This window comes from Achromobacter sp. MYb9 (assembly GCF_002975275.1).
GTDB lineage: Bacteria > Pseudomonadota > Gammaproteobacteria > Burkholderiales > Burkholderiaceae_B > Achromobacter.
On the sequence record NZ_PCOQ01000020.1, the window covers coordinates 41633 to 64013 of the forward strand.

Here is a 22381-nt window from a genome sequence, read left to right on the forward strand (position 1 = left end):
CCCGATAAGAGGAAGAGGACAACTCCATGAATGCATCCGCGCGCCCGATGACGGCGGTCCCTGCGGCAGGCGTGGCCTTTCTTTCCCGCACGACTTTGTGGCAGGCGGCCGTGCTGCTGGCCTTGTCCGGCGCGGCGTCCTTGATTTTCCAGATTCTGTGGATCAAACAACTGTCGCTGATCGTGGGCGTCGAAGTGCATGCGATCGCGGCGGCGGTCGGGGCGTTCTTTTTGGGGCTGGCGGCGGGCAGCTGGGTGCTGGGACGCCGGGCTGACCTGTCCGAGCGGCCGTTCCTGCTGTATGCGGGCATTGAAGCGGCCATCGCCGTCCTGGGCGTGGGCGTGACGGCAATCCTGGCGCTGGGCGCGCCGGCGTTTGCGCGTGGCGAGGCGTTCAGCCCCTTGCTGGCCTGGCTTGCCGTGGTGTTGGTGGTCGGCATTGCTCCCTTTTTCATGGGCGGCACCTTGCCGGTGCTGCTGCGCGCGACAGGCGCCGGACGGGTGGGCCGGGCAGGCGCCACCCTCTATGCCGCCAACACGGGCGGCGCGATCATCGGCGCGCTGCTTCCCGCGTTTCTTCTTATCCCCGCGCTTGGCGTGCATGGCGCCGCCTGGGCGGCCGCCAGCCTGAATCTCGTTGCCGCGCTGGGCGCGTGGTCGCTGGACCGTAAACACCTGCCCGCTGCTGGCGATGCGCCGCCGCCACGCGTGAAATCGCCAGCCCTGGCGTTGCCCCGCGACGCGCGTGCGGCGCTGGGGCTGTATGCAGCCGCGGGCGCGGTCGCAATGGGCTATGAAGTGCTTTGGTCGCAAATGGTGGTGCCCTTCATGAGCACCCGGGCATTCGCATTTTCCATCGTGCTGGCCGTCTATCTTGCCGGGTTGGCAGTGGGCTCGGCGCTGTACGCCCGCTGCGAACGCTGGCTGGGCGAGCCCTGGCGCGTCTTCGGGTTCCTGGTGGCAGGCGCCGGCCTGATCGCGCTGATCGAAGCCGCGCTGCTGGGGCGCTGGCTGGTCAGCGCGCAAAGCCTGGTGGAAGCGTCCGTTCTAAGCTGGACCGAAAGCAATATGGCCGGCATGGCCGGGCGGTTCACCGTGGCGGCAAGCGCCGTGGTGCTCTTGCCCACGCTGCTGCTGGGCGCGGCCTTTCCCGCAGTATTGCGCATTGCCGTGCCAGCCGACCGCCGAGGGCAGGGCGCGGGCGCGGTGCTGGCGTCGAACACGCTCGGCGGCATCGCGGGAACGGCGGTGACGGGGTTTGTGTTGCTTCCCTATTTGGGCACGGTGCGCAGCCTGGCGTTGTTGACGGTCTTGGCTTGCTGCATCGGGGTCGTGGCGATATGGCGCGCGCAAGCGTCATCGCCGCTGGCAAAAGGCTTGGGCGCGGCATTCGCGGGGGCCGCCGTCATTCTGGGTGTTGCCATGCCGGTCGACCACCTGGCCCGTCTCTTGCCGGGCGCGCAAGGGGGCAACCTGGCCTTTTACGAAGAGAACCACGGCGGCACCGTCGCGGTGGTCGAACAAGGGAAGGGCGATCGGCGCTTCCATCGCCTGTACATCCAGGGCGTGTCCAATTCCGGCGACGCGATGCCGTCGCTGCGCTATATGCGCCTGCAGGCGCTCTTGCCGCTGATCGTGCATGCAGGCGAACCGCGCTCCGCCTTGGTGATCGGCTACGGCACCGGTATTACCGCGGGCGCATTGTCGCGCTATCCCGGCCTGCAACACAGGGTGGTCGCCGAACTGCTTCCCGGCGTGCTGCATGCCGCGCCGCTGTTCAAGGGCAGCTATGGGGCGTCGACCGACCCCGGGCTGGAAGTACGGCTGAAAGACGGGCGGCGGGAATTGTTGGGCAGCGCCGACCGCTACGACCTCATCACGCTGGAGCCGCCTCCGCCGTCGGCCGCGGGCGTGGTCAATCTCTACTCGCAAGACTTCTATGCCCTGGCGTCCTCGCGGCTGAACCCGCAAGGCATCGTTGCGCAGTGGCTGCCGCTGCCCACGCAGAATCTGGAAGACACCCGCGCATTGGTCGCCAGTTTCATCAACGTGTTTCCGCACGCCACCCTTTGGACCACCGAGTTCCACGAAATGCTGATGATTGGCTCGATGGCCCCGCTGCCGCTGGATGCCGCCCGCATTGCCGCCCGGTTCACCGACCCGAAAGTGAAAACGGCGCTGGCCGAGGTCGGGATCGCATCCCCGGCCGCGCTGTTGGCCACCTGGGTGACCGATCGCGACGGCCTGGCGCGCTTTGCCGGGTCGACGCCCGCCGTCACCGATGACCGGCCGGCGATCGAGTACGCAACCTGGGTTCGCCCGCGTGAGGTCGTTCGCACCTTGCCCGCCTTGCTTTCGGAACGAAGCGAACCGCCGCTAACCTCCGTTGATGCCGACATGGCGCAGGACATCGATCGCGAACGCAGTGTGCTGGACGTGTTCTATCAAAGCGCGCTGGCGGCCTATGAAGGCGACCGCGACGGATGGGCGCGCAACGGCGCCCGACTGGCGGCGGCCAGCCGCGACAACCCCTATTTGCGTTGGTTTACGAGCGGGAAAGCGGAATAGGGCAGCAGGCCGTGAACGCCAGGACGCGATCCGCAAGTGTGAAGACGCTGCGCGCCGTGGCGTGTTGCCTTTTCCCCCTGGCCGCATCAGCCAGCGATCCCGCGCGGGAAAATGCCGAAGCAGGGGGCTTTGACGCCGGCGATTTCCTCTTGAACCGTAAAGGCGTGCTGCCGGTGCCGATGGTGATCACGGAGCCCGCCGTCGGATACGGAGGCGGGGTCATGCTGCTGTACTTTTCGGCGCCCGACGGCGCGGAACCGCCCACCGCGCGGCCCGATGGCAAGGATGTGCCGCCGAACGTCACCGGCGTCGGCGGGGGGCTCACCGAGAATGGGTCGCGGGGCGGCGGGTTATTCCATTTCCATACCTGGGGCGGCGACAAATACCGCTATCTTGGCGCGCTGGTCTCGGGGCGCGTGAACCTGGATTATTACGGTCCGCTTGGGAATGGCCGCAGCTACGAGCTCAAGGGCACGATGCTGATTCAACAATTGCTTGCGCGGATAGGCGGTTCGTCCTGGTACGTTGGGCCGCGCTACACGTACTTCCGGTCCGAGACCCGCTTCACAGGCAACGCGGCCGATGCGCTGGATGCGAACGCCGCGCGCCATATCGGGAAAGTCGGCCTGGTGGCGGACTACGACACACGCGACAACATGTTCTATCCCAACAACGGAAGCTACGTCGAGCTGGAAGCGCAGATGGCGCGCCCATGGGCCGGTAGCGACCAGAATTTCGAGACCTATCGGGCGCGCGGATTCACATGGATTCCAACCGCGCCCAATTGGACGCTGGGGCTGCGCGCGGATGCGCAGTTCACCAGCGGGGCGGTCCCGTTCTACGCACAACCTTACGTCGACCTGCGCGGCGTGTCGCGCGGCCGCTACCAAGACCGCAATGCGGTGGTGACGGAAGGAGAACTGCGCTGGAACGTGACGCCGCGATGGTCCTTGCTGGCATTTTCGGGCGTAGGCAAGGCGTATGGCGAGCGCCTTCCGTTTTCAGACGCGTCCAACGTCGTCAGCGTCGGCACCGGGTTCCGCTATCTGCTTGCGCAGAAATTGGGGCTTGCCGTGGGTATCGACGTCGCGCACAGCAAGGACCAGAACGCCGTATACATCCAGGTGGGTAGCGCGTGGCGTTGAATGCAGGTGCCGCAGGGATCGGCGGGGCAAGAAAGCCGCGTTCGGCAATGTGGCAAGTGTAATGCGTGAAATTCACGCATATTGCGTGCTTATCACGCATTTTCCGGCTGGCGAATAGCATTCCCGGAAATCCAATCCATTGATTTATTTGAAGTTTCTGTCTTTCTCCAAGTTGGCACGGTGTTTGCGTTGATAAGTTGCCACGGTTCGCGTGGCCTTGTCATCACTTCACCAGAGTCAGACAGATGCGCTCGTTGAAAATTATTTGTCCTAACGGACACCTGGGCTTCGCGCCCCTGCGTACCGAGAGTTTCCAGGCGGGCGTGCTTGCGCAGCCGGACTACATTGCCGCCGATTCGGGCAGCGACGATGTCGGGCCCGTGCCCCTGGGTTCCGACACCTCGACCAGCCCCGAAGCGTGGCAGCGCCATGACCTTGAGCAGATGCTGCTAGCCGCGCGCGCCCATGGCGTGCCGATGATCATCGGGTCCGCGGGCGACACGGGTTCGAACAGCCGAGTCGACCTGTACGTTCGTATCATCAAGGACCTTGCCCGGCAGCATGGACTGAAACCCTTCAAAATCGGCTATTTCTATTCCGAAGTCGATCCGGAATTCGTGCGCGCCAAGATGCGAGCGGGGGCCGCCGTTGCCGGCCTGGACGGCTATGCCGATCTGGTCGAAGCCGAGCTGGATGCGACGGACCGCATCGTGGCCGTGGCGGGTGTTCAGCCCTACCTGAGATTGCTCGAGGCCGGGGCCGACGTGATCATCGGAGGGCGTAGTTCAGACGCGGCGGTCTTTGCCGCCCCGGCGCTGCACCACGGCTACGCCGCCGACCAGGCCTACTACCTTGGCAAGGTACTGGAATGCGCGTCGTTCTGCGCCGAGCCGTATGGCGGCAAGGAAACCGTGCTGGGCGAGATCAGCCATGACGATGTGCGCGTCACTGCCATGCACCCCGATCAGCGCTGCACCATTGCTTCGGTGGCGGGACACGCCATGTATGAGCGTTCCAACCCCTACGACGAGTTCTTTGCCGGCGGCAGGCTCGACATGCGCGAATGCCACTATGAACAGATCAGCGAGAAGACCACACGCATCACCGGCTCGCGTTTTGTTCCGTCGGACAAGATCACCGTGAAGCTGGAGGGCTCCGGCAAAGTGGGCGAACGCTACCTCGGCCTGTGCGGCATCCGCGACCCCTACACGATTGCCAATGTGGACCGCGTCATCGGGTGGGCCCGCGAGAAGGTGCGCGAACGCTTCGGCGACAACGGCTACGAGCTGCATTACAAGGTCTATGGGCGCGACGGTGTGATGGGGGAACTGGAGCCCTTGAGGGAGCAGCCAGGCCATGAACTCTGCGTGATGGTGCAGGGTGTGGCCCCCACGACCGAAATGGCCGAAGAACTGACCCTTACCGGCCTGCGCCAGATGTTCTATGCGCGCCTGCCCGACGTGAAGGGGACGGCGGGTTCGGTGGCCTTTCCGTTGGACGAGGTCGTGCGCGTTAGCGCCGCCTACCGCTGGACGCTCAATCACACCATTCCCGTGGACGATGTGTTCGAACTGTTCCAAACCCATATGACCGAGGCCTGAGACCATGAACACACGTAAATTGAGCGAACTCGCCAAGACCATACGCAGCAAGAACGCGGGCGTGAACAAGATCACGTTCGACATCATCTTCCGTGACCGCGACACCTATGACGCCGTCAGGCGTTCACGCGCCCTGACGCGCGAGACCATGGCCGCGCTGTACCGCATCAGCCAGGAGCGCATCTCGGACTTTGTGGAATACGATCCCGGCCTGGCGATCAAGTTCACCATCTACCGTTTACGGCCCAGCGGCTCGGCTGGCGACGGCGATATCTTCGGCGCGCAGCAGTATGCGCCGTTGCTGGATTTGCCCGTGACGCTTTAGGCGGCTTTGCCGGCGGCGCGCGCCAGGGCGTCGCCGGCCCACAAAACAAGGGGAAACGCATGAAAAAACTGATTCGCGGCGTGGCGCTGCTGGCTTGCGCGCTGGCCGGTTCCGCGGCCGCGCAGAGTCCGGTGCCCAAGCAGATCAAGATCGTGGTGCCGTTCTCGGCCGGCGCCAGTAATGATGCCATCGCGCGGGCCATCGCACCGCAATTGGCCGAACGGCTCAAGACCATCGTCATTGTCGAGAACCGCGTTGGCGCGGCGGGCGTCATCGGTTCGGAGTATGTGGCCAGGTCGGCCAAGGATGGCGCCACGCTGCTGCTCACCTCGTCATCCTTTCTTACCTCGGCAGCCACGCAGCCGCGAATGCCCTACGATCCGGTCAAGAGCTTCGCGCCGGTGGCCATGGTGGGGCAGGGCCCGCTGGTGTTGGCGGTGTCCGGTGCCAAGCCTTATGCCGATCTGCCCGCCTTGCTGGATGCCGCGCGCGCCCGGCCCGAAGCGCTGAACTACGGCACGGCCGGCGTCGGCTCGCTGGCCCACCTGGCCACGGTAATGATGAACGAAGCGGCCAGGGTGTCCATGACCCACGTGCCCTATAAGGGCGCCGCCAATGCCGCGTCCGACCTGGCCGGCGGGCAGATCGACCTGATGCTGGCCAACTACAGTTCGCTTGCGCCATTGGTGCAGGGCGGCAAAGTGCGGCTGGTGGCCACGACAGCGCCAAAAGCGCATCCCGCCTTTCCCGCCTTGCCGGCCGCCGCCGAGTTGCTTTCCGGCTATGCCATCGAAATCTGGGTGGGCGTTTTTGCCCCGGCCGGAACGCCTCAAGACCTGGTCGACGTCTATAACGATGCCATCAATCGCATCGCCACATCCAGGGAGACGACCGCGCTCCTGGATATGGATGGCACCGTGCCGACCGCGTTAAGCAGCGCAGATTTCGGACGACGCGTGGCCGACGATCTGGCGCAATGGCGAACCGTCGCGCAAAGCCACCATATCAGCGTGGAATAACCGGTTCAAGGCGGCTCGCGCCGATGCAGGCCGGCCGGGGCCGCCTCAGGCCGGACTGGCGCTTGCGGCCAGGCCGAGCTTGGCCATCTGGTGCCGAAGCGCATGGCGCGACAGTCCCAGCGACTCGGCGGCGCGCCCGGCATGGCCGCCGGCGGCAGCCAGCGCCGTTTCTATCATGTCGCGCTGGAAGCGGCTTGTGCGTTCCGCATAACCGCCTGCCTCCGTGATGGGCGCGCCGCGCACGATGCGTGCGGGCAGATGTTCCAGGCCGACCGTGTCGCCCGACTCCAGGATGCAGATTCGTTCCAGCAAATTGCCCAGTTCCCGCACATTGCCGGGCCAGGCATAGCGTCGAAAGGCCTGTTCGACGGCCGGGTCGATGCGCTTGAAGCCGCTGGCGTGTGTTCGGTTAAAGCGTGCCAGAAAGCGCTCGGCCAGCACGAAAACGTCGTCGCCGCGCTCGCGCAAAGGGGGCAGATTGATCGACACGACTTGCAGCCGATAATAAAGATCGTCGCGGAATTTTCCGGCGTTGACCTCGCCCAGCAGGATCTTGTTGGTGGCGGCAATGAAGCGCACATCGGAGGACAGCTCGCGCACGCCACCGATGCGCCGGAAGCGTCGGCTGTCCAGCAAGGTGAGGATCTTGGCCTGCATCATGGGGTCAAGTTCGCGGACTTCATCCAGGAACACGCTGCCGCCATGCGCGATCTCCAGCAGCCCCTCCTTGCGCGTCACGGCGCCCGTGAACGCGCCGCGTTCGTGGCCGAAAAGCTCCGACTCCAAAAGATTGCCGGGAATGGCCGCGCAGTTGATTTCGGTAAAGCCTTTGTCGGCCCGGCTGGAATGGTCATGCAAGGCCCGCGCCACCAGGCCTTTGCCCGTGCCGGTTTCGCCATAGATCAACACGGTGCTGGCGCGGCTGCGCGCCACGCGCAGCACAAGGTCGCGCAACGCGACAATGGACGCGTGGTCGCCAACAATGGTCTCGGCTAGGGGGGAAGTCATCGGGCTCGGATAAAAACGGTCATGTCTGCCCGGCATTATCCGGATCCGGCGCCCGAGGCTCCATTCCGGCATACCCCTAGGGCGGTGATCATGTTGATGGCCTGGGCGCATCCGCACGGCGGAACTTGCTACCTGGCGGACAGCAATGCGCCGGCGCCCGATGTGACGGGTTCCAGGCCCAGGTGCCCAAGCATGCGCCAAACCGTACACGCAGCCGTCGACACGACAGGAATGTCCATCGTGTCCTGCACGGACTGGAGCGCGGGTAACGATGGCATTTGCACGCAGGCCGAAAGCACCACGGCGTCGACGCCGCGCGTGTCCAGGCGCTTGACGTCTTCGATCAGCCGCATGGGATCGCGCCGGCCCACTTCGAGGTTGTCCGGAATTTCGAAGCTGAGGGCGTCCACGACCTCGATGCCCTCGTTTTCGATATAGGTGACCACCTGGTCGGTCAGTGGCCGCATGTACGGCGCCATCAAGGAGATCTTTCGCGCGCCCAGGTGGCGCAAACCGTCTATCAGCGCGCCCGCCGAGGTCATCACGGGCGCCTGGCAGTGGTTGGCGCGGGCGACCTCGCCAAGCTCGTCCTCCGTCTGACGATGGTAGCCCGGCCCCATGGCCATGATGGCCACGAGGCAGGCGGTGCTGATGACGTCCATGCGTGCGTCGGCCAGTTCCGCGGCGCAGCGCAGCCCTTCACGGTTCATGGCCTGTAGCTCGGCGGGGGTGACCTTATGCATGCGCATGCGGCTGCTATGGAACGTGAAGCGTTCTGGCCGCATGGCCTCTCGCGCTCGCAGCATGGCCGGGATTTCCGTTTCCATGGTGGTATTGGAACTGGGGACGATCTGACCGATGCGATATGGACGGCTCATGGTGTTTCCTTTGCGGATCAATCCAGGGAAAGGTTGGCTTGCTTGACGATGTCGGCGAAGCGCGCCCAGTCCTGCTCCTGGGCGCGGGCGACGGTTGCGGCATCGCCGGCCCACGGTTCAAAGCCGAAGGTACGGAAACGCTCGCGCGCGGCGGGGGTTGCCAAGGCGGCGGCGATGTCGCCGTTCAGGCGCCGCACCACGTCGACCGATGTGCCTTTGGGTGCAAAGGCGGCTACCCAGGTCTTGAGTTCGAAATCACCGGGGCCGCCAGCTTCCGACACCGTCGGCACGTCGGAATACAGCGCCAGGCGGGCGGGCGCCGCAAGGGCCAACAGCCTGACCCGCTTGGCCTGGTACAGGTTCTGCACCGTCGCGGCCGTGCCGAAGGCCCAGTCCACCTCGCCATTGGCCACGGCCGTGTACAGCTGCGGCAGCTCTTTGAAGGGCACGTGCGTCATGGTCGTGCCGGTCTTGCGTTCGAACTGGGTCGACCCCAGGTGGGCCACGCTGCCCATTCCCCAGCTTCCGTAGGTCAGCAACCCCGGTTTCCGGCGTGCGGCATCGATCAGGTCGGTGACGCTGCGCCACGGCGAATTGGCCGAAACGACGATGAAGAAGTTAGTGGTGTAAATAGGGGCGACGGGGGTGAAGTCCCGCACGGGATCGAACGGCAGCTTGCTGTACAGATGGGGCTGCAGCGTCATGTGGGTGTTGTCCACCACCGCCAGGGAATAGCCGTCCGGCGCTGATCGCTTGATTTCGCCGATGGCCAGCCAGCCGTTGGCGCCGGGTTTGTTTTCGACGATGAAGGCCTGCTTCCAGGTGGCCGTCAATTGCTCGCCGATGATGCGGGTGACGGCATCCGGGCCGCTGCCAACAGAATAGGGCAGCACGGCGCGCACGCTGTGGCTGGGATAGCCGGATGGTTGCGCCTGGCTGGGCGGCGCAAAGGTAGCCGCCGCTACGGCGGTCAGGGCGATAGACGCCAGGATCAGGGTTTTTGTCATGTCTCCTCCATACTCCATGGATGGTTTATCGGATGGTCTGGCCATCCTTGTTGTCGGCCGTCACGCCGGCCCGGGCTTCATAGGCCGCGGTAAACGCCGGGTCCCGCTGGCGCAAGTCTTCATGGCTGACCTGGCCGGTGCGCCGCATGTAGTCGTAGGCGAAAGACACCGGATTCAGGTGCATCTTGTCGGCGACGTTCTCGTACCAGTCCAGGCTGCGGGCGGCGGCCGCCTGGAAGTTGGACGAAGCCGGCCGACGCAGGGACTCGAAGACCGCGAAGGCGGCTTGCGTGTCGGCCGGGTGTTGTTTCAGCCCTTCATGCAAGGCAATCGCGTCCTGCATGGCCATGCGGGTGCCAGAGCCCAGGGAGAAATGCACGGTGCGCAAGGCGTCGCCCAGCAACAGGATGTTGCGGTGCGACCAGTTGTCGTTGCGCACGATGTTCGCCTCGAACCAGAGGGAACGATTGCCCAGCAGTTCATGGGCGCCCAGGTCGGCCCGGAACACGTCGGCGCAATAGCGGCGGCCTTCTTCCTCGCTGGCGCAGTCCAGGCCCGCACGGCGCCAGGTATCGGGATCGACCTCGACCAGGAACGTGCTCAGTTCGGGGCTGTACTGATAGCTGTGGGCGATGAATATTCCGTGTCCGGTCTGGCGGAAGATCAGCGATACGGGGTGGAAGCGCTGGCGCGTGCCATACCAGGCGAACTTGTTGCGCCGGCGTTCGAAACTGGGCCGGAAATGATCGGCGAACTGCTTGCGCACGGCGCTGTTGGAGCCATCGGCGGCGACCACCATGTCGACCTCATCGGCCAGTTGCGAAACGTCCTCGACGCGATGGTCATGGGTAATGCGTACCCCGGCCTTCAAACAGGCCTGCTCCAGCACCTTCAGCATGTCCAGCCGCGAGGTGCGCGAGAAATGGTTGCCCTGTACCTGGATGCGTTCGCCCCTGTGCACGATCTCCATGTAGTTGCAGCGTTCGTGGTGCGCGACGAAGGCATGGAAGAACTCCGGGTCCGCCTCGCGCAGGAAGGCCAGGCCGATATCCGAAAACACCACGCCCCAGCCGTAGGTGGCGCCCTGTGGATTCTGCTCATAGACCTGTATGTCATGGCTGGGATCGTGCTTTTTGGCAAGCAGGGAGAAATACAGGCCGGCGGGGCCGGCCCCGATAACGGCGATCTTCATGGTTCAGGACTCCTGGAGGGGCGCCGCCTGTGCGCAGGCGGTCTGATAGGCAAGCAAAGCATCGCGCATCGCGGTGGGAATGGGGATGGCCCGGCGTTCGCCGCGGGCCACGCAAACGGGCGTCAGCCGCGCATCGAAGGCAGGCAGGCCCTGCACGCTGGCCGCGATATGCAGGGTGTAGGAACGTTCGCCGATGCGTTCGACGTGAACCGCCATGTCGAACTCTTCGTCAGGCCATAGCGAAGCCTGGAAATCGAAGGCCAGCGCGCGCGTCGGGGTGCCGAAACCGTGTTCGTCTTTGAGGCGTTGCGGTGTGCCGCCGAGCAGCCGTCCATAGAAGAGTTCCGCGGCCGAGATCACGTATTCGCTGAAGGTAACGGTGTAGACCACGCCAGCGGGGTCGCAATCGCCCCATTTGACCCTTCGCCGGACGACGAAGGGCGTTACGCCGATCACATATTCGGTGCTGGTCATGGCTGGCTTCCTGCCGCGCGGGCGGCCTCCTGGTTGAGAATTTCGCCGATCATCCTGCGCAGGGCCGTCTTGTCGAGCTTGCCTACCTTGGTAATGGGGAACGCCTCGATGGCCTCGACGCGTTCGGGGCATTTGTATTTCGCCAGGCCCTGCGAAACCAGGAAGGACAACAGTTCCTGCACGGATGGGGCGGTGTGGCCTGGGCGCGGGATGACGAAGATGCAACCTTTTTCGCCATAGAAAGGGTCGGGCATGGCGACCAGCCGCGCCTCGGACACCGCCGGATGCGCGCTGACCAAGGCTTCGACTTCCTCGCAGCCGATCTTCTCTCCGCCACGGTTGATGTTGTCGCGCAGACGGCCCTCGAAGGTGTAGTGGACCTGGCCATCGTGCACGTGCTCGGTCATCATGTCGCCGGTACGGTAGAAGCCATCCGAGGTATAGGCTTCGGCATTGGCTTGTGGCGCGTCAAAAAAACCGGGCACCGTGGAAGGGCCTCGAAAACAAAGTTCGCCCATCTGGCCGGGCGCCGCGCGCGCTTCGCTGCCTGGCACCAGCAGCCGGATCTCGTCTTCGGCGCTGCCCGAGCGGCCCTGGGTCTTGTGGCGCACATGGGCGGGCGCGCTGGCGGGAGAGCCCAGCAGCAGGCCTTCCGTGATGCCGAACAGGTTGGAGCAGGGGACGCCAAGGTGGGCTTCCAGGCGGTCGGCAGCGCTCATGGTGGTGAACAGCCGCAAAGAAGACAGGTCATGCCGCGCAAGATCGGCGTAGGCCATGAGCTGAGGAGCAATGGGCCCGATCGAAATGGCGCGGGTGACGCGATGGGCTTCGATGAGCTCAAGCATGCGCGGCACATCCACCCGGGACATGAACACCGCCGACAGGCCCAGCAGAACCATCGGCATCAGCACGTAGACCTGGGCGGCGTTGTGCAGCAGGGGCAGGGCCCAGATGATCCGATCGTCCTCGCGCAGTTCATAGCGCTCTGCACATGCCAGCGCGTGCGCCAGGTACTCGGCATGAAAGCGCGGAATGATCTTTGGCACCCCGGTTGTGCCGCCTGATAGCTGGAAGCCCAGCACATCCTCGCAACCGGGTTCCTGCCCGGCCAACATGTCACGCGCGCGCTCCAGCGGCATGCCGTCTATCAGCGCCTGCAGGCAGGCGCCCTCGGACGCCTGTCCGCGCGCCACGATCAGGTGCTCCAGCCCGGGATGGGCCTGCATCATCCGGGACGCGAACCCGGGCAAGTCGAAGGTGCTGAAATCGGCCTGGACAAAGTAGGCGCGCGCGCCCGACTGCCGGATCAATTGGCCGATCTCGAGTTCGCGATGCTGCGGCAGCGAACACACAGGTACGATGCCTGCCTTGTAGCAGGCCAGCAGCGCAAGCGCGGTCTCCAGGGTGGTGCCCATCTGGAATATGGCGCGGTCGCCCGGACGCAGGCCGGCTTCCAGCAATGCCGCCCCGAGCCTTTCGCTGCGGGCGTCCAGCTCGGCGAAGCCCAGGCTTCCTTCGTCGGTGATGATGGCCGGGCGGTTGCCGCAGCGCCGCGCGGTTTCGCGCAAGGCTTGGCCGACCGTCAGCGGGCGCCAGGCGCCGCTGGCGAAATAGGCGCGGGCCCGTTCCTCGGGGTGATATATGACGCCCTCTATGGGGTAGCGAATGTTCCGCATGTCTGTCTCCTCCTTGTGGGGCTCACGCGGCCATGGGCTCGATTCTTACGTGATCGCGGTCCAGGACGGCGATGGTGCCGCTTACGCCGCCGGTGAACAGCCCATACCAGACGGCCGGCTTCAGGCCCAATGTCTTACGGCGGAATTCCAGAGGGGCGTCGCCCTGGATGCAATCGAAATACTCGCCCTGCACCACGGCGCAATCGTCGCGCTGTTCGGCGTCGCGCACGAGCGGTGCGAACTCCTCGACGCGCGGCACGAAAATGCGCACGCCGGGGCGCTTGCCATCGTGGTCCGATTGCAAGGCTTCGACCAGTGCCGCCTTGCGCGCCCAGATGCCGTCGATATGGCTGATGCGCGTGCCTGCGGCCAGCGCTTCATCCTCGGCCTGGATGGCGGCCTGCAGGGTCAGGTCCGCGTCCAGGGCATCGATCTTGCCCAGCGGCCGAAGTTTGCGCGTGAATTCGATGAAATAGCCGTTCGGGTCGCGCACGTAAATGGATTCGATCACCTCGTGGCGGGTCTCGACCGAGACCTCCAGGCCGGCGTCTTCCAGCTTTTTCTTCCAGGCCTTGAGCTCATCTTCGCTTTGCACCAGCCAGGCCGTATGCGTGGCGTCCCCGATATGGTCGTCGGGCAGCGGACGCATGCGGCTCCGCCCCTGCACGAACTCGGGTTCCTCCGAACCCAGGTAATAGAAGAAGGCAATCGTGCTGCCTTGGCCGCTATCGAAGAAAAAGTGCAGGAAGTCGGGATGTGTCCGTGGACCCCAGCCGCGTGCGGAAATGACGTGGACGAGGGGCAGTCCAAGGATGTCCCGGTAAAAGGCCACGGTGGCGCGCAGGCGCCAGGTGGGCCTGGCGGTGTGATCCACACCGTGCAGCCTCAGCGGGCCGGGCATTGTTTGGCAGGAAGTCATGCGGCTACTCCGTCAGTCGGTGATTACAGGAAATGGGCTTGCAGCCAGGCGGCGAGTTCGCGGCCGGCGCGATAGCGCCCGGGCTCTTCACCGTCCTGCAGCGCACGGCCGTGGTGATCGCCGCGGATGCGTAAATGCTGCTTGTCGCGCGCAGCGATGGCATCGTTGATGGCCCGCACGTCGGCTGGGAAACAGGCTTGGTCGCCGGTGTATTCAATAAGCAAGGTGGGCTGGACGATGGCCGGCGCGGTACGGGCAAGGGCGGCGTTGGAAGACAGGCCCGACCAGGTGGACAGCCAGCTTTCAGGCGTGCAAAAGCGTGCGAAACCCACCGCCCCATAGTTCGAGGCATAGGGGTCTTTGCCCCAAAGCGAGCCCGGGTGGCGGTCGGAAGGGTCCATCTCCAAGTCCAGGCAGCGCAGGTCCGCATCGGTGCGCCAGACGGTCAGGACAGGCGTATGGGCCGCCTGCCGACGGCGGCCGGCGGACGTGTCCGCACCGGTCTTCACCTGCTCGCGGGCTTGCTGGCGCGCGGCGATCATTCCGCGTGCCAGCGCATCCAGTCGTTCGACGCGCGCCTGCTGCGCGGCCCGGTAGCGGGCAACGAAATCCGGCGCATAGCGCGCCTGGCCCTTTGGCCGGTAGCCATTGGCGGGATCCAGCGGGTCCAGATCCGGCGTCACCGACAGCGCGTCGTTCTCATCGGCTACCGACGGGTCGATGCAGTTCATGAGCAAAGCGCCCTGGCCGGGATGCGGGCCGACCAGCACCATGCCCTGTACCCCGGGCATGTCCAATTCTTCAAGTCCGGTTCGCTTTCCCCCTGGCGTGCGTGCGAAACGCTGCGCGCCAGGCAGCGCCGATTGCTGCGCGTACAGCGAATAAAGGCCGGCGCCGCCCGAATTGCCCAGCAGCACGATGTGGGTGTAGCCCTGCTCACGTAGGAAACGCATGCCCGCGGCGACGTCATGCAGCGCGATTTCGTGTTCCAGGCGCAGGTCGTTGCCGACGGATCGCGCGCCTTGCGACCACGCCGCGCAGCCGGCCGCGACGATGTCGGGAATCAGGTAATGGCAGGCCATGAATTCGCGCGGGTGCATCACGCACACCACCACGTCGGGCCGTTTGCCGGCGGGCAGGTAGAGGGAGCCGGAGGTCGCGGCGCCATCGGCCGTGCGCAGCACGACATTGCGAGTCGAGGCGCCGGCCGGGAGGTCCCGGGGATTCCAGTCGGTGTTCAGGAAGCCCGCGTTGACCGGGCCCGTAGAGGTTTCGATTGCCACGTCTGTCTCCTTCCAAGCTGTAATGCAGCCTGTTTTGTCGCATTAGACAAATATTCGACGTGCGTGTCAATTAAAGTAAATAATTTGACGTGAGCGTCAATTTGAGGAAAATAATGGCTGATCCGACGGGCCGCGAAACCACGCGCGGACCGTCCTCGTGTAGCAATGAAGGGACACCGCAACCGTGAATGACGTATCGACCAAGGCAACCCTGAAGGGCGAGGCACTGCGCAGCGCCATCCTCGATGTGGCGGCCAAGCTGTTCATCGAAAGGGGAACCGCCGGCACCAGCATGCAGGACATCGCCGAAGCGCTGGGGCTTAGCCGCACCGCGGTCTACTACTACTTCAAGAACAAGGAAGCGATCCAGCGCTCGCTGACCGAGGAAGTGCTCAGCGCCGCGCGCAAGCTAGCCGGCGAGACGGTTTCGCGCGACGACATCGACCCCGTCACCGCCTTGCGCGCACTGGTCACGCAGCACGCTGAACTGATCTTGTCGCGGCCTGCCGAGTTTCGCGTGGCGGACCGCACCGAGGCCGACATGACGCCGAAGCAGCGGGCGTCGGTGCAGGACGCGCGCCGCAACATCCTGGAGAATTTCAGCAGCGTGATCGAACGGGGCGTTCGGGAAGGACAGTTCCGGATCGTCGATGCGCACGTTGCGGCGTTCAGCCTGATCGGCATGTGCAATTGGTCGGCGTGGTGGTACAAGTCCAGCGGGCGGCTCAGCCGCGCGGAAGTCGCCGACATCATGGCGGAGATGGCCGTCAATGCGTTGTTGCGCGACGAGGCGCGCCGCCCACGGGCCCCCGCTGACGTGCGGGAATCGCTGCGTCTGGTGCGCGAAGACCTGGACTATCTCGAGAAGATCGTCCTTTCGAGCCGCTGACCGGCACGAAGGGAAGGGCGGTCGCAGTCCATTACTGTCCGACATAATGCTTGCGTCGACGATTGCAGTGTGTCGCCGGGTATCGCAAGCATTTCACCGTCAAGGATTATTAAAGAATATCCGGGGATAAATTCGCGCATAATGTAGATCTATACTGCCGCCAGGAGAAAAAAGGGCACGAACGCTGGATAATATCGGTTTGAATGATCGATTATTGTGGGGAGGCGACGTGTTGCAGCAGCATAGTCTGCATGTAAGGCAGATGCGGCCGATCGCGCGCCAAGTGACATTCGGCTTGGCCGCAGGTTGGTTGACGCTGGTGGCTGGCATAGGTTGGTGGACATCCCAGCGGATCGTGACGGCACAGCTGGATGGATTGGCTGCCAGCGCCGAATACGAAACGAAAACCACCGCGCGCGTCATGGATCGCCTGTTTACCGAGATGGCTAGCGTGGCCAATATGTTGGCGCGCCAGCGTCTGGTGATCGAACTTGCCACCCGCTATCGCATCGACCCTCCAGGCGTCGCCGAACTCACGCGGCAGGAGCGGGCTGTGCAGTTTACGCGCGACCCCTTGGTGCGTAGGGTCGGCGACGTCATGAATGCGCTGGCTGCCGACCTGCGCTACGCCCGCATTTACATGAACAACATGTCCGACGACACCGTGACGGCCAGCAATTGGGCCGAGCCGGATAGCATCGTGGGGATGATTTACTCGGGGCGGCCGTACCTTATCGAGGCGTTGCGCACCGGTAATGGCCATTCGTTCGGTATCGCCCGCCTGAACAAGACTCCCTCCTATTTCGTAGCCAGTCGCATCGAGGACTCGAACGACGCGCCGCTGGGCTCCGTCACCGTGAAGTTCGACGCGCCGGATGTGGCGCTCTACCTGACGGGCCGCCATATTGCATTGATCGTGAATCGCCAAGGGCGCGTAATCACCACTTCCTCCGCGCCGTTCATGCTGCGCAACGTCGCGGCGCTTCTGCCGCCAGGCACGGTGCTGCCGCCGGACGGCGAAGAAGAGCCGGGCGAGCCCATGGACGTCAATGCGGTAGCCGACGCCATCCAGGCCGACCAATGGCTGATCGATGGCAAGCCTTATCTGCTGCGGCGGCAGCCGCTGGCTGGCACGCAATATCAATTGCTGACGCTGGCGTCACTGGAGCATTTGACGCCCATGCGCAAGCAGCACCTTTGGGTGGCAGGGTTGTTCGCGGCGTTAGGTCTGGTCCTGATCCTGCTATCCGGCCACGCGGCTGCGCAGATGGTGATGCGGCGTCAAGATGAACGGTACGCGGCCAACTATGACGCGCTGACCGGCCTGCCCAATCGACGCGCAGTGTTGACGGAATTGGACCGGTTGTTCGCGTTGGCAAAGCGCACCCAGCAATGGGTCCTCGTGGCGTTTATTGATCTGGATGGGTTCAAGCCGATCAACGATACCTACGGGCATGAGGTCGGCGACAGCTTCTTGATCGAGGTCGGCCGGCGTATGTCAGCGGCACTGCGAGCGAGCGACATGCTGGGCCGGTGGGGGGGCGACGAGTTCGTTGTGATTGGTCTGGTGGCTGCCCCTAGACCCGAGGCCCTGCGAGAGGCCGTCGACGAGATGCGTCACCGGCTGGCGATGCCGTTGATCGGCGCCTTTACCTTGGGCGAGTGTAGTTTTGAATACCGAGGCGCGAGCTTTGGCATTGTCAGCGTCGATCCGGCCGTCAGTTCCGTGCAGGCCGCACTCAAGGAGGCTGATCGGCTGATGTATGCCGACAAACAGGCGCGAAGGGCGCGGCAAAGAGGCCCAGGGCGGACAAGTGGTTTGGACGTTACGGACCGGACTATTGGCTCCAGCGGGGCCATCTGAACCGATCTTGGCGTCCGTGAACAATGGGATCCGCGCGGCGGTGTCGTCGCCATTGACCAAGCGTCAAAGTGGCGTCAACAGTGGCTCGCCGGCATATAGGCGGCGCGCGTTCTCCAGGAACTTCTCCACCATGGACTGCATGGCCTCGGGCGACCATCCGGCAACGTGGGGGGTTAACACCAGGTTCTGCAGGCCGGCCAAGCCCTCAGGCAGGTGTGGTTCGCCTTCATAGACATCCAGCGCCGCGCCAGCAATCGTCCGTTCGCGCAACGCGCCTTCCAGCGCGGCCGTGTCCACAACGCTGCCGCGCGCAATATTGACCAGGTATCCATTCGGGCCCAACTGCGCAAGGACGCGGGCGTCGATAAGGTGGAAGGTCGAGTCGCCGCCAGGGATGGCGACGAGAAGCACGTCGGACCATTGCGCCAGTTCGCTCAGCGTCGGAAAGTACCGATGTGTTGCACCCGCGCGCGGGCGGCGGTTGAAATAGCCGATCTCCATCTCGAAGGCCTGCGCGCGCGTCGCCACCTTTTCGCCGATGCCGCCCAAGCCCACGATGCCCAGTTTCTTGCCTGACACGTTGGGCGGCAACGGCAGCTGCGTGCGCCAGACGCCTTGGCGCGTAAGTTGATCCAGCCGGGGAATGCCGCGGATGACGGCAATCATCAGCCCCATCGCGTGGTCCGCCACACAGCTGTCATTGGTGCCAGCGCCGTTGGCGACTTTCACGCCGCGCAACCTGGCATGCGCCAGGTCGATCTTCTCGTAGCCCGCGCCCATCGAATAGATCATTTTCAAGTTGGGCAGCGCGTCGATCTGTTGCGCAGTGAGGCCGATGGCGCCGATCGTCAGAACGACTTCAACGCGCGCGGCGTGCGCGGCCACGGCCTCGGCGTACTGTTCCGGCGTGGGCGCGAAGATCACTTCGAAGTGTTGGGCGATCTGAACCCGGTCGGCCTGCGTGACCGGGTTCATGATGATGAGCAAAGGCGAGGAAGACGGCATGGGGTCGAAGGAAATTCAGAGTTGGGTGTGGCGGGCCACCAGGCCCACGCGTACATTGCTCAGGTGCCGCTGCATGGCCGCGCGCGCGGCCTCGGGGTTGCGGTCCAGGATGGCTTGCAGGATATCCATGTGCTCATCGCAACAGGGAATCAGCCGCTCGGGCGCGCCGTTCTGATCAAAGCAGCGCGCCTTGATGCGCAGGTCGTGAATGGCCTGCGCCATCAGTCGGTTGCCGCTGGCTCCCGCAATGCTGTCATGCAGCAGGTTGTCGACGCGGTGATTTTCTTCATGGGTCGAATGCTGGCGGCGTTTGATCTCGCTGACCTGTTCAAGAATCGCGGCAGCCTGCTCGGGCGTCATGCGAGTGGCTGCGGCCGCCGCCGCGTCGCCTTCCAGCAGCAGGCGCATTTGAAAAATCTCCAGGTACTGGCGCAGCGTCGGCTCGGGCACGATCAACTGCCCGCGCATCGTGCGCACCGCGAAACCGGCGCCGATCAAGCGGCTCATCGCTTCGCGCAGCGGCGTGCGCGAGACGCCCAGGGCGCTGGCCAGATTGCGTTCCTGCAACGGCTGATTGATGGGCAGTTGGCCCAGCTGGATCATGTCGAGCAAGGTTGAATAGGCTTCATCGACCAGATCGCGCGACTCATCGGCGGCGCTTGCCGCAACCGGTGCGGTCGCGCGCGGGGGGCTTTCCATGGCAGGGGTGGGTGGCATAGGAATCACGGATGCAGAAGAGGGAAGATGGAAAAATTCGGATCGGCGCGCAGCTCGCGTTCGCGAGTGTCCAGCCATTGCGTATCGGTGCGCAAACGTCTTACGGCGGCGGCCGCGTCCATCGCTTCGAATCGCAGCGGCTGACCCGGCCGCATCTGCGCCAGGCGCGGCAGGTCGGTGCTGATAACGGTTGCGATCTTGGGGTAGCCGCCGGTGGTTTGACGGTCATTCATGGCGATCAGGGGCTGGCCCGCGCCAGGGATCTGGATGCTGCCTGCCGCGATGGGGTCGGTAATGATATCAGCGCCCAGGGCGGGCGCGATGGCGGGTCCGTCCAGGCGCAACCCCATGCGGTCGGACTGCGGCGCGAGGCGATAGGTGGCGTTCAAGAAGCGGCGGATCTCGCTGGCGGAAAAATGATCTTGCTGCGGCCCAAGGATGACGCCGATGGGCGTATCGCGATAGAACCACGCGGTGTGGCGCAATGGCACCCAGCGCCGCAGGAAAGGCGCGCCGGCGCGGCCGACGGCCAGGACGTCATCGCGCTTTAGCGCCCGGCCTTCAATGCCGCCCATGGCCGCACGCGTGAGCGTTGACGCGCTGCCCAACACCGGGCGCACCACGATGCCGCCGCTTGCGGCCAGGTAGCCGCGCATGCCGCGTTCCAGCGGGCCGATGGTCAAGAGGGCGCCGGCCGGCACGCGGTGGGATTGCCAGGGTGCCAACGCGCGCGCGGGCAAGCCGCCCGCCGCCGACACATGCAGCGCGGCGCTGCCCGCAAACGCCAGGGTGCAGGCGGCGTCCAGGACGCGTAGCCGGCCACCCGTCACCGTGAATTCCAGCGCGGCAAGATCACCAGGGTTGCCCACCAGGGCATTCGCCAGCCGCAGCGCGCCTGGGTCCATCGCGCCAGATGGCGGGACGCCCATGTGTTCATAGCCCGGCCGGCCCAGGTCTTGCACGGTGGTCAGCATGCCGGGCGTAACGACAAGCAGCCGCGCGCTCATGAGTGGCCTCCGGTGCGTGGCTGCGGCCGGTAGCCGGGATCAGCATGCAAGGCATCGATGCGCGCAAATTCGTCTTCGCTGATCGGCGTGAACACGATCTCGTCCCCCGCCTCGAACAGGAATGGCTGCGCATGGCGCAAATCAAAACTGCGCCACGGCGTGCGCCCGATCAAGTGCCAGCCGCTGGGGCCGGGCACCGAGGCGATGGCGGTTTGCTGGCCGCCGATATTCACACTGCCGGCCGGCGTATGCGAGCGGGGCATGGCGCGGCGCGGCGTATGCAAGATGGGGTCCAGCCCGCCCAGATATGCAAAGCCCGGAAGAAACCCAACCATGAACACGCGGTACACCGGTGCGCGATGGCGCGCGATGACGTCGGCGGGTTCCAGCTGATGACGTTCCGCCAGCGCGTGCAGGTCTTCGCCATACGCGCCGCCATAGCAGACGGGCACGTCCCAGCGGCGCGGGAGGGTGTGGATGGCGATGGCCGGCGTGTCCAGGCAACGCGCGATCACGTCTCGCACCCCCGCAGGGCTGATCGTCAGTGGGTCAAAGCGGATGCTTAGCGAGCGGTACGCCGGCACCACGCCGAGTAAACCACACGTCTTGCGCTGCTGCGCCCGAAGTGCCTGCGCCAGCGCCAGCACGCGCGCATTGGTATCGGCGTCGATGCGGTTGGCGAATTCGACCAGCAGCGTGCCATCGCCCGCCGTCAGGATGCGCGGCGCGTTGCTGCTGCAAGAGGAAAGCGTGGCGCTCGTCATGCTGCGGCGGCAAATTCCATGGCGTCGGTGGGGCGAAAGCCCCACGTCACGGCTTGGCCCGGCGTGCGGTCAGCGGCGTCAATGCCCAGCGGCGCATACGCCAGAATGACTTTGTCGAAGGCTTCGATGAACACTTTCCAGTGCAGGCCGCAGAAGGTTGCCGCTACGACACGGCCGCTGTGGCGCACATCCGAACCCGCCAGTAGGCTGCCCAGCCGCAGGTGTTCGGGCCGCACGCCCAATGTGGCAGCGGTAGCGGCACTTTCAGCTGGAAGAAAATTGCACTCGCCCAGGAACCCCGCCACGAAAGCGCTGGCCGGCTGGCGGTACAAGCCTTCTGGCGAGCCAGCATCGACGATGCGGCCCTGCTCCAGAATCACGATGCGGTCAGACAGGTTCATCGCCTCTTCCTGATCGTGCGTCACGAACACCACCGTCAGCCCCAGGTCTTGATGGAGGCGGCGCAGTTGCAGCTGGATGGCCTGGCGCAGGTTCTTGTCCAGCGCGCCTAGCGGCTCGTCCATCAACAGGATGTCGGGCGTAAACACCAGCGCGCGCGCCAACGCCACGCGCTGCTGCTGGCCGCCCGACAGCGCGCCCGGTTTGCGGTCTTGAAGCGGCACCAGGCTGACAAGATCAAGCGCTTCCCCCACGCGGCGGCGGATGTCGTCTTCGTTCAAGCGCCGCATGCGCAAGGCGAAGGCCACGTTGTCGAACACGCTCATGTGCGGAAACAGCGCGTAGTTCTGAAATACCATGCCGATGTTGCGATCCGATATTGGCGTATGCGTGACGTCGCGCCCGCCGATCTTCACCCCCCCCGCATCAGGCGTCTCGAAGCCCGCAATGATCTTCAACAGCGTCGTCTTGCCCGAGCCCGACGCGCCCAGCAGCGTGCAGAATTCGCCGCGCGCAACCGTCAGGTCGACCTCGGGCAGCGCCACGGAATCACCATAGCGTTTGTGAATGCCGGTCATGACCAGTTCTTTGCCCTGGCTCTCGGGCGGGCGTTGCGGACGGATGTCGTAAGCGGTTTGCATA

20 protein-coding genes are annotated in these 22381 nt (G+C 64.8%); 7 read left to right on the forward strand and 13 right to left on the reverse strand.

Annotation, left to right across the window (positions count from 1 at the left end; all coding sequences use genetic code 11):
* Window positions 1-47: 47 nt before the first annotated feature.
* The 5 genes from CQ050_RS23280 to CQ050_RS23300 all read left to right on the forward strand — a co-directional run bounded on the left by CQ050_RS23280 (window position 48) and on the right by CQ050_RS23300 (window position 6657).
* Window positions 48-2567: a fused MFS/spermidine synthase gene (locus tag CQ050_RS23280; RefSeq protein ID WP_233214265.1), complete on the forward strand. Its 2520-nt coding sequence runs from the start codon at window positions 48-50 to the stop codon at window positions 2565-2567.
* 149 nt (window positions 2568-2716) lie between these two features.
* Complete coding sequence (locus CQ050_RS23285) at window positions 2717-3712, forward strand: BamA/TamA family outer membrane protein (RefSeq protein ID WP_369868696.1); 996 nt, start codon at window positions 2717-2719, stop codon at window positions 3710-3712.
* 245 nt (window positions 3713-3957) lie between these two features.
* Entirely contained in the window at window positions 3958-5313 is a 1356-nt protein-coding gene (locus CQ050_RS23290; protein WP_105559189.1) for an acyclic terpene utilization AtuA family protein, read from the forward strand.
* Window positions 5314-5317: 4 nt separating this feature from the next.
* The gene (locus CQ050_RS23295) at window positions 5318-5638 is read left to right on the forward strand and encodes a DUF4387 domain-containing protein (protein WP_105559190.1); all 321 of its coding nucleotides are present in this window, start codon (window positions 5318-5320) and stop codon (window positions 5636-5638) included.
* 59 nt (window positions 5639-5697) lie between these two features.
* A complete protein-coding gene (locus CQ050_RS23300) occupies window positions 5698-6657 on the forward strand; it encodes a tripartite tricarboxylate transporter substrate-binding protein (RefSeq protein WP_105559191.1) in 960 nt (319 codons plus the stop codon).
* Between the two features lie 45 nt (window positions 6658-6702).
* Here CQ050_RS23300 and CQ050_RS23305 read toward each other — a convergent pair whose 3' ends face one another.
* The 8 genes from CQ050_RS23305 to CQ050_RS23340 form a co-directional block, all read right to left on the reverse strand.
* The gene (locus CQ050_RS23305; protein ID WP_105559192.1) at window positions 6703-7665 is read right to left on the reverse strand and encodes a sigma-54-dependent Fis family transcriptional regulator; all 963 of its coding nucleotides are present in this window, start codon (window positions 7663-7665) and stop codon (window positions 6703-6705) included.
* A gap of 128 nt (window positions 7666-7793) precedes the next feature.
* Window positions 7794-8543 (reverse strand): aspartate/glutamate racemase family protein, encoded by a 750-nt coding sequence (locus CQ050_RS23310; protein ID WP_105559193.1) that lies wholly within the window; start codon window positions 8541-8543, stop codon window positions 7794-7796.
* Between the two features lie 17 nt (window positions 8544-8560).
* Complete coding sequence (locus CQ050_RS23315) at window positions 8561-9550, reverse strand: tripartite tricarboxylate transporter substrate binding protein (RefSeq protein ID WP_105559194.1); 990 nt, start codon at window positions 9548-9550, stop codon at window positions 8561-8563.
* Between the two features lie 25 nt (window positions 9551-9575).
* Window positions 9576-10742 carry an FAD-dependent monooxygenase gene (locus tag CQ050_RS23320; protein WP_105559195.1) on the reverse strand — a complete coding sequence of 389 codons (1167 nt, stop codon included), beginning with the start codon at window positions 10740-10742 and terminating at the stop codon, window positions 9576-9578.
* Between the two features lie 3 nt (window positions 10743-10745).
* Window positions 10746-11216 (reverse strand): thioesterase family protein, encoded by a 471-nt coding sequence (locus tag CQ050_RS23325; RefSeq protein WP_105559196.1) that lies wholly within the window; start codon window positions 11214-11216, stop codon window positions 10746-10748.
* Window positions 11213-12892, reverse strand: a complete 1680-nt coding sequence (locus CQ050_RS23330) for an AMP-binding protein (RefSeq protein WP_105559197.1) — start codon at window positions 12890-12892, stop codon at window positions 11213-11215. Before CQ050_RS23330 ends, CQ050_RS23325 begins: the two co-directional genes overlap by 4 nt.
* A gap of 22 nt (window positions 12893-12914) precedes the next feature.
* Window positions 12915-13811 carry a VOC family protein gene (locus tag CQ050_RS23335; RefSeq protein WP_105559198.1) on the reverse strand — a complete coding sequence of 299 codons (897 nt, stop codon included), beginning with the start codon at window positions 13809-13811 and terminating at the stop codon, window positions 12915-12917.
* A gap of 23 nt (window positions 13812-13834) precedes the next feature.
* Window positions 13835-15094: an alpha/beta hydrolase gene (locus tag CQ050_RS23340; RefSeq protein WP_105559199.1), complete on the reverse strand. Its 1260-nt coding sequence runs from the start codon at window positions 15092-15094 to the stop codon at window positions 13835-13837.
* A gap of 184 nt (window positions 15095-15278) precedes the next feature.
* On the opposite strand from CQ050_RS23340, the gene CQ050_RS23345 reads away from it, so the two are divergent.
* Entirely contained in the window at window positions 15279-15983 is a 705-nt protein-coding gene (locus CQ050_RS23345) for a TetR/AcrR family transcriptional regulator (protein ID WP_105559200.1), read from the forward strand.
* A gap of 262 nt (window positions 15984-16245) precedes the next feature.
* Window positions 16246-17847: a sensor domain-containing diguanylate cyclase gene (locus CQ050_RS23350; protein ID WP_105559201.1), complete on the forward strand. Its 1602-nt coding sequence runs from the start codon at window positions 16246-16248 to the stop codon at window positions 17845-17847.
* Between the two features lie 63 nt (window positions 17848-17910).
* On the opposite strand, the gene CQ050_RS23355 is transcribed toward CQ050_RS23350, so the two are convergent.
* From CQ050_RS23355 to CQ050_RS23375, 5 genes are read right to left on the reverse strand one after another with little or no spacing between them, the layout of a single operon-like run.
* Window positions 17911-18852 (reverse strand): 2-hydroxyacid dehydrogenase, encoded by a 942-nt coding sequence (locus CQ050_RS23355; RefSeq protein WP_105559202.1) that lies wholly within the window; start codon window positions 18850-18852, stop codon window positions 17911-17913.
* Window positions 18853-18867: 15 nt separating this feature from the next.
* Complete coding sequence (locus tag CQ050_RS23360) at window positions 18868-19569, reverse strand: GntR family transcriptional regulator (RefSeq protein WP_233214249.1); 702 nt, start codon at window positions 19567-19569, stop codon at window positions 18868-18870.
* 5 nt (window positions 19570-19574) lie between these two features.
* Window positions 19575-20576 carry a biotin-dependent carboxyltransferase family protein gene (locus CQ050_RS23365; protein ID WP_105559204.1) on the reverse strand — a complete coding sequence of 334 codons (1002 nt, stop codon included), beginning with the start codon at window positions 20574-20576 and terminating at the stop codon, window positions 19575-19577.
* Window positions 20573-21340, reverse strand: a complete 768-nt coding sequence (pxpB, locus tag CQ050_RS23370; RefSeq protein ID WP_105559205.1) for a 5-oxoprolinase subunit PxpB — start codon at window positions 21338-21340, stop codon at window positions 20573-20575. Before pxpB ends, CQ050_RS23365 begins: the two co-directional genes overlap by 4 nt.
* Window positions 21337-22380 (reverse strand): ABC transporter ATP-binding protein, encoded by a 1044-nt coding sequence (locus CQ050_RS23375; RefSeq protein WP_105559206.1) that lies wholly within the window; start codon window positions 22378-22380, stop codon window positions 21337-21339. Before CQ050_RS23375 ends, pxpB begins: the two co-directional genes overlap by 4 nt.
* Between the last annotated feature and the right edge of the window lies 1 nt (window position 22381).

Coding starts and splice junctions, on each gene's coding strand:
- CQ050_RS23280 (WP_233214265.1), top strand. CDS start 48: ATGACGGCGGTCCCTGCGGCAGGCGTGGCCTTTCTTTCCCGCACGACT.
- CQ050_RS23290 (WP_105559189.1), top strand. CDS start 3,958: ATGCGCTCGTTGAAAATTATTTGTCCTAACGGACACCTGGGCTTCGCG.
- CQ050_RS23295 (WP_105559190.1), top strand. CDS start 5,318: ATGAACACACGTAAATTGAGCGAACTCGCCAAGACCATACGCAGCAAG.
- CQ050_RS23300 (WP_105559191.1), top strand. CDS start 5,698: ATGAAAAAACTGATTCGCGGCGTGGCGCTGCTGGCTTGCGCGCTGGCC.
- CQ050_RS23305 (WP_105559192.1), bottom strand. CDS start 7,665: ATGACTTCCCCCCTAGCCGAGACCATTGTTGGCGACCACGCGTCCATT.
- CQ050_RS23310 (WP_105559193.1), bottom strand. CDS start 8,543: ATGAGCCGTCCATATCGCATCGGTCAGATCGTCCCCAGTTCCAATACC.
- CQ050_RS23315 (WP_105559194.1), bottom strand. CDS start 9,550: ATGACAAAAACCCTGATCCTGGCGTCTATCGCCCTGACCGCCGTAGCG.
- CQ050_RS23320 (WP_105559195.1), bottom strand. CDS start 10,742: ATGAAGATCGCCGTTATCGGGGCCGGCCCCGCCGGCCTGTATTTCTCC.
- CQ050_RS23325 (WP_105559196.1), bottom strand. CDS start 11,216: ATGACCAGCACCGAATATGTGATCGGCGTAACGCCCTTCGTCGTCCGG.
- CQ050_RS23330 (WP_105559197.1), bottom strand. CDS start 12,892: ATGCGGAACATTCGCTACCCCATAGAGGGCGTCATATATCACCCCGAG.
- CQ050_RS23335 (WP_105559198.1), bottom strand. CDS start 13,811: ATGACTTCCTGCCAAACAATGCCCGGCCCGCTGAGGCTGCACGGTGTG.
- CQ050_RS23350 (WP_105559201.1), top strand. CDS start 16,246: ATGCGGCCGATCGCGCGCCAAGTGACATTCGGCTTGGCCGCAGGTTGG.
- CQ050_RS23355 (WP_105559202.1), bottom strand. CDS start 18,852: ATGCCGTCTTCCTCGCCTTTGCTCATCATCATGAACCCGGTCACGCAG.
- CQ050_RS23360 (WP_233214249.1), bottom strand. CDS start 19,569: ATGCCACCCACCCCTGCCATGGAAAGCCCCCCGCGCGCGACCGCACCG.
- CQ050_RS23365 (WP_105559204.1), bottom strand. CDS start 20,576: ATGAGCGCGCGGCTGCTTGTCGTTACGCCCGGCATGCTGACCACCGTG.
- pxpB (WP_105559205.1), bottom strand. CDS start 21,340: ATGACGAGCGCCACGCTTTCCTCTTGCAGCAGCAACGCGCCGCGCATC.
- CQ050_RS23375 (WP_105559206.1), bottom strand. CDS start 22,380: ATGCAAACCGCTTACGACATCCGTCCGCAACGCCCGCCCGAGAGCCAG.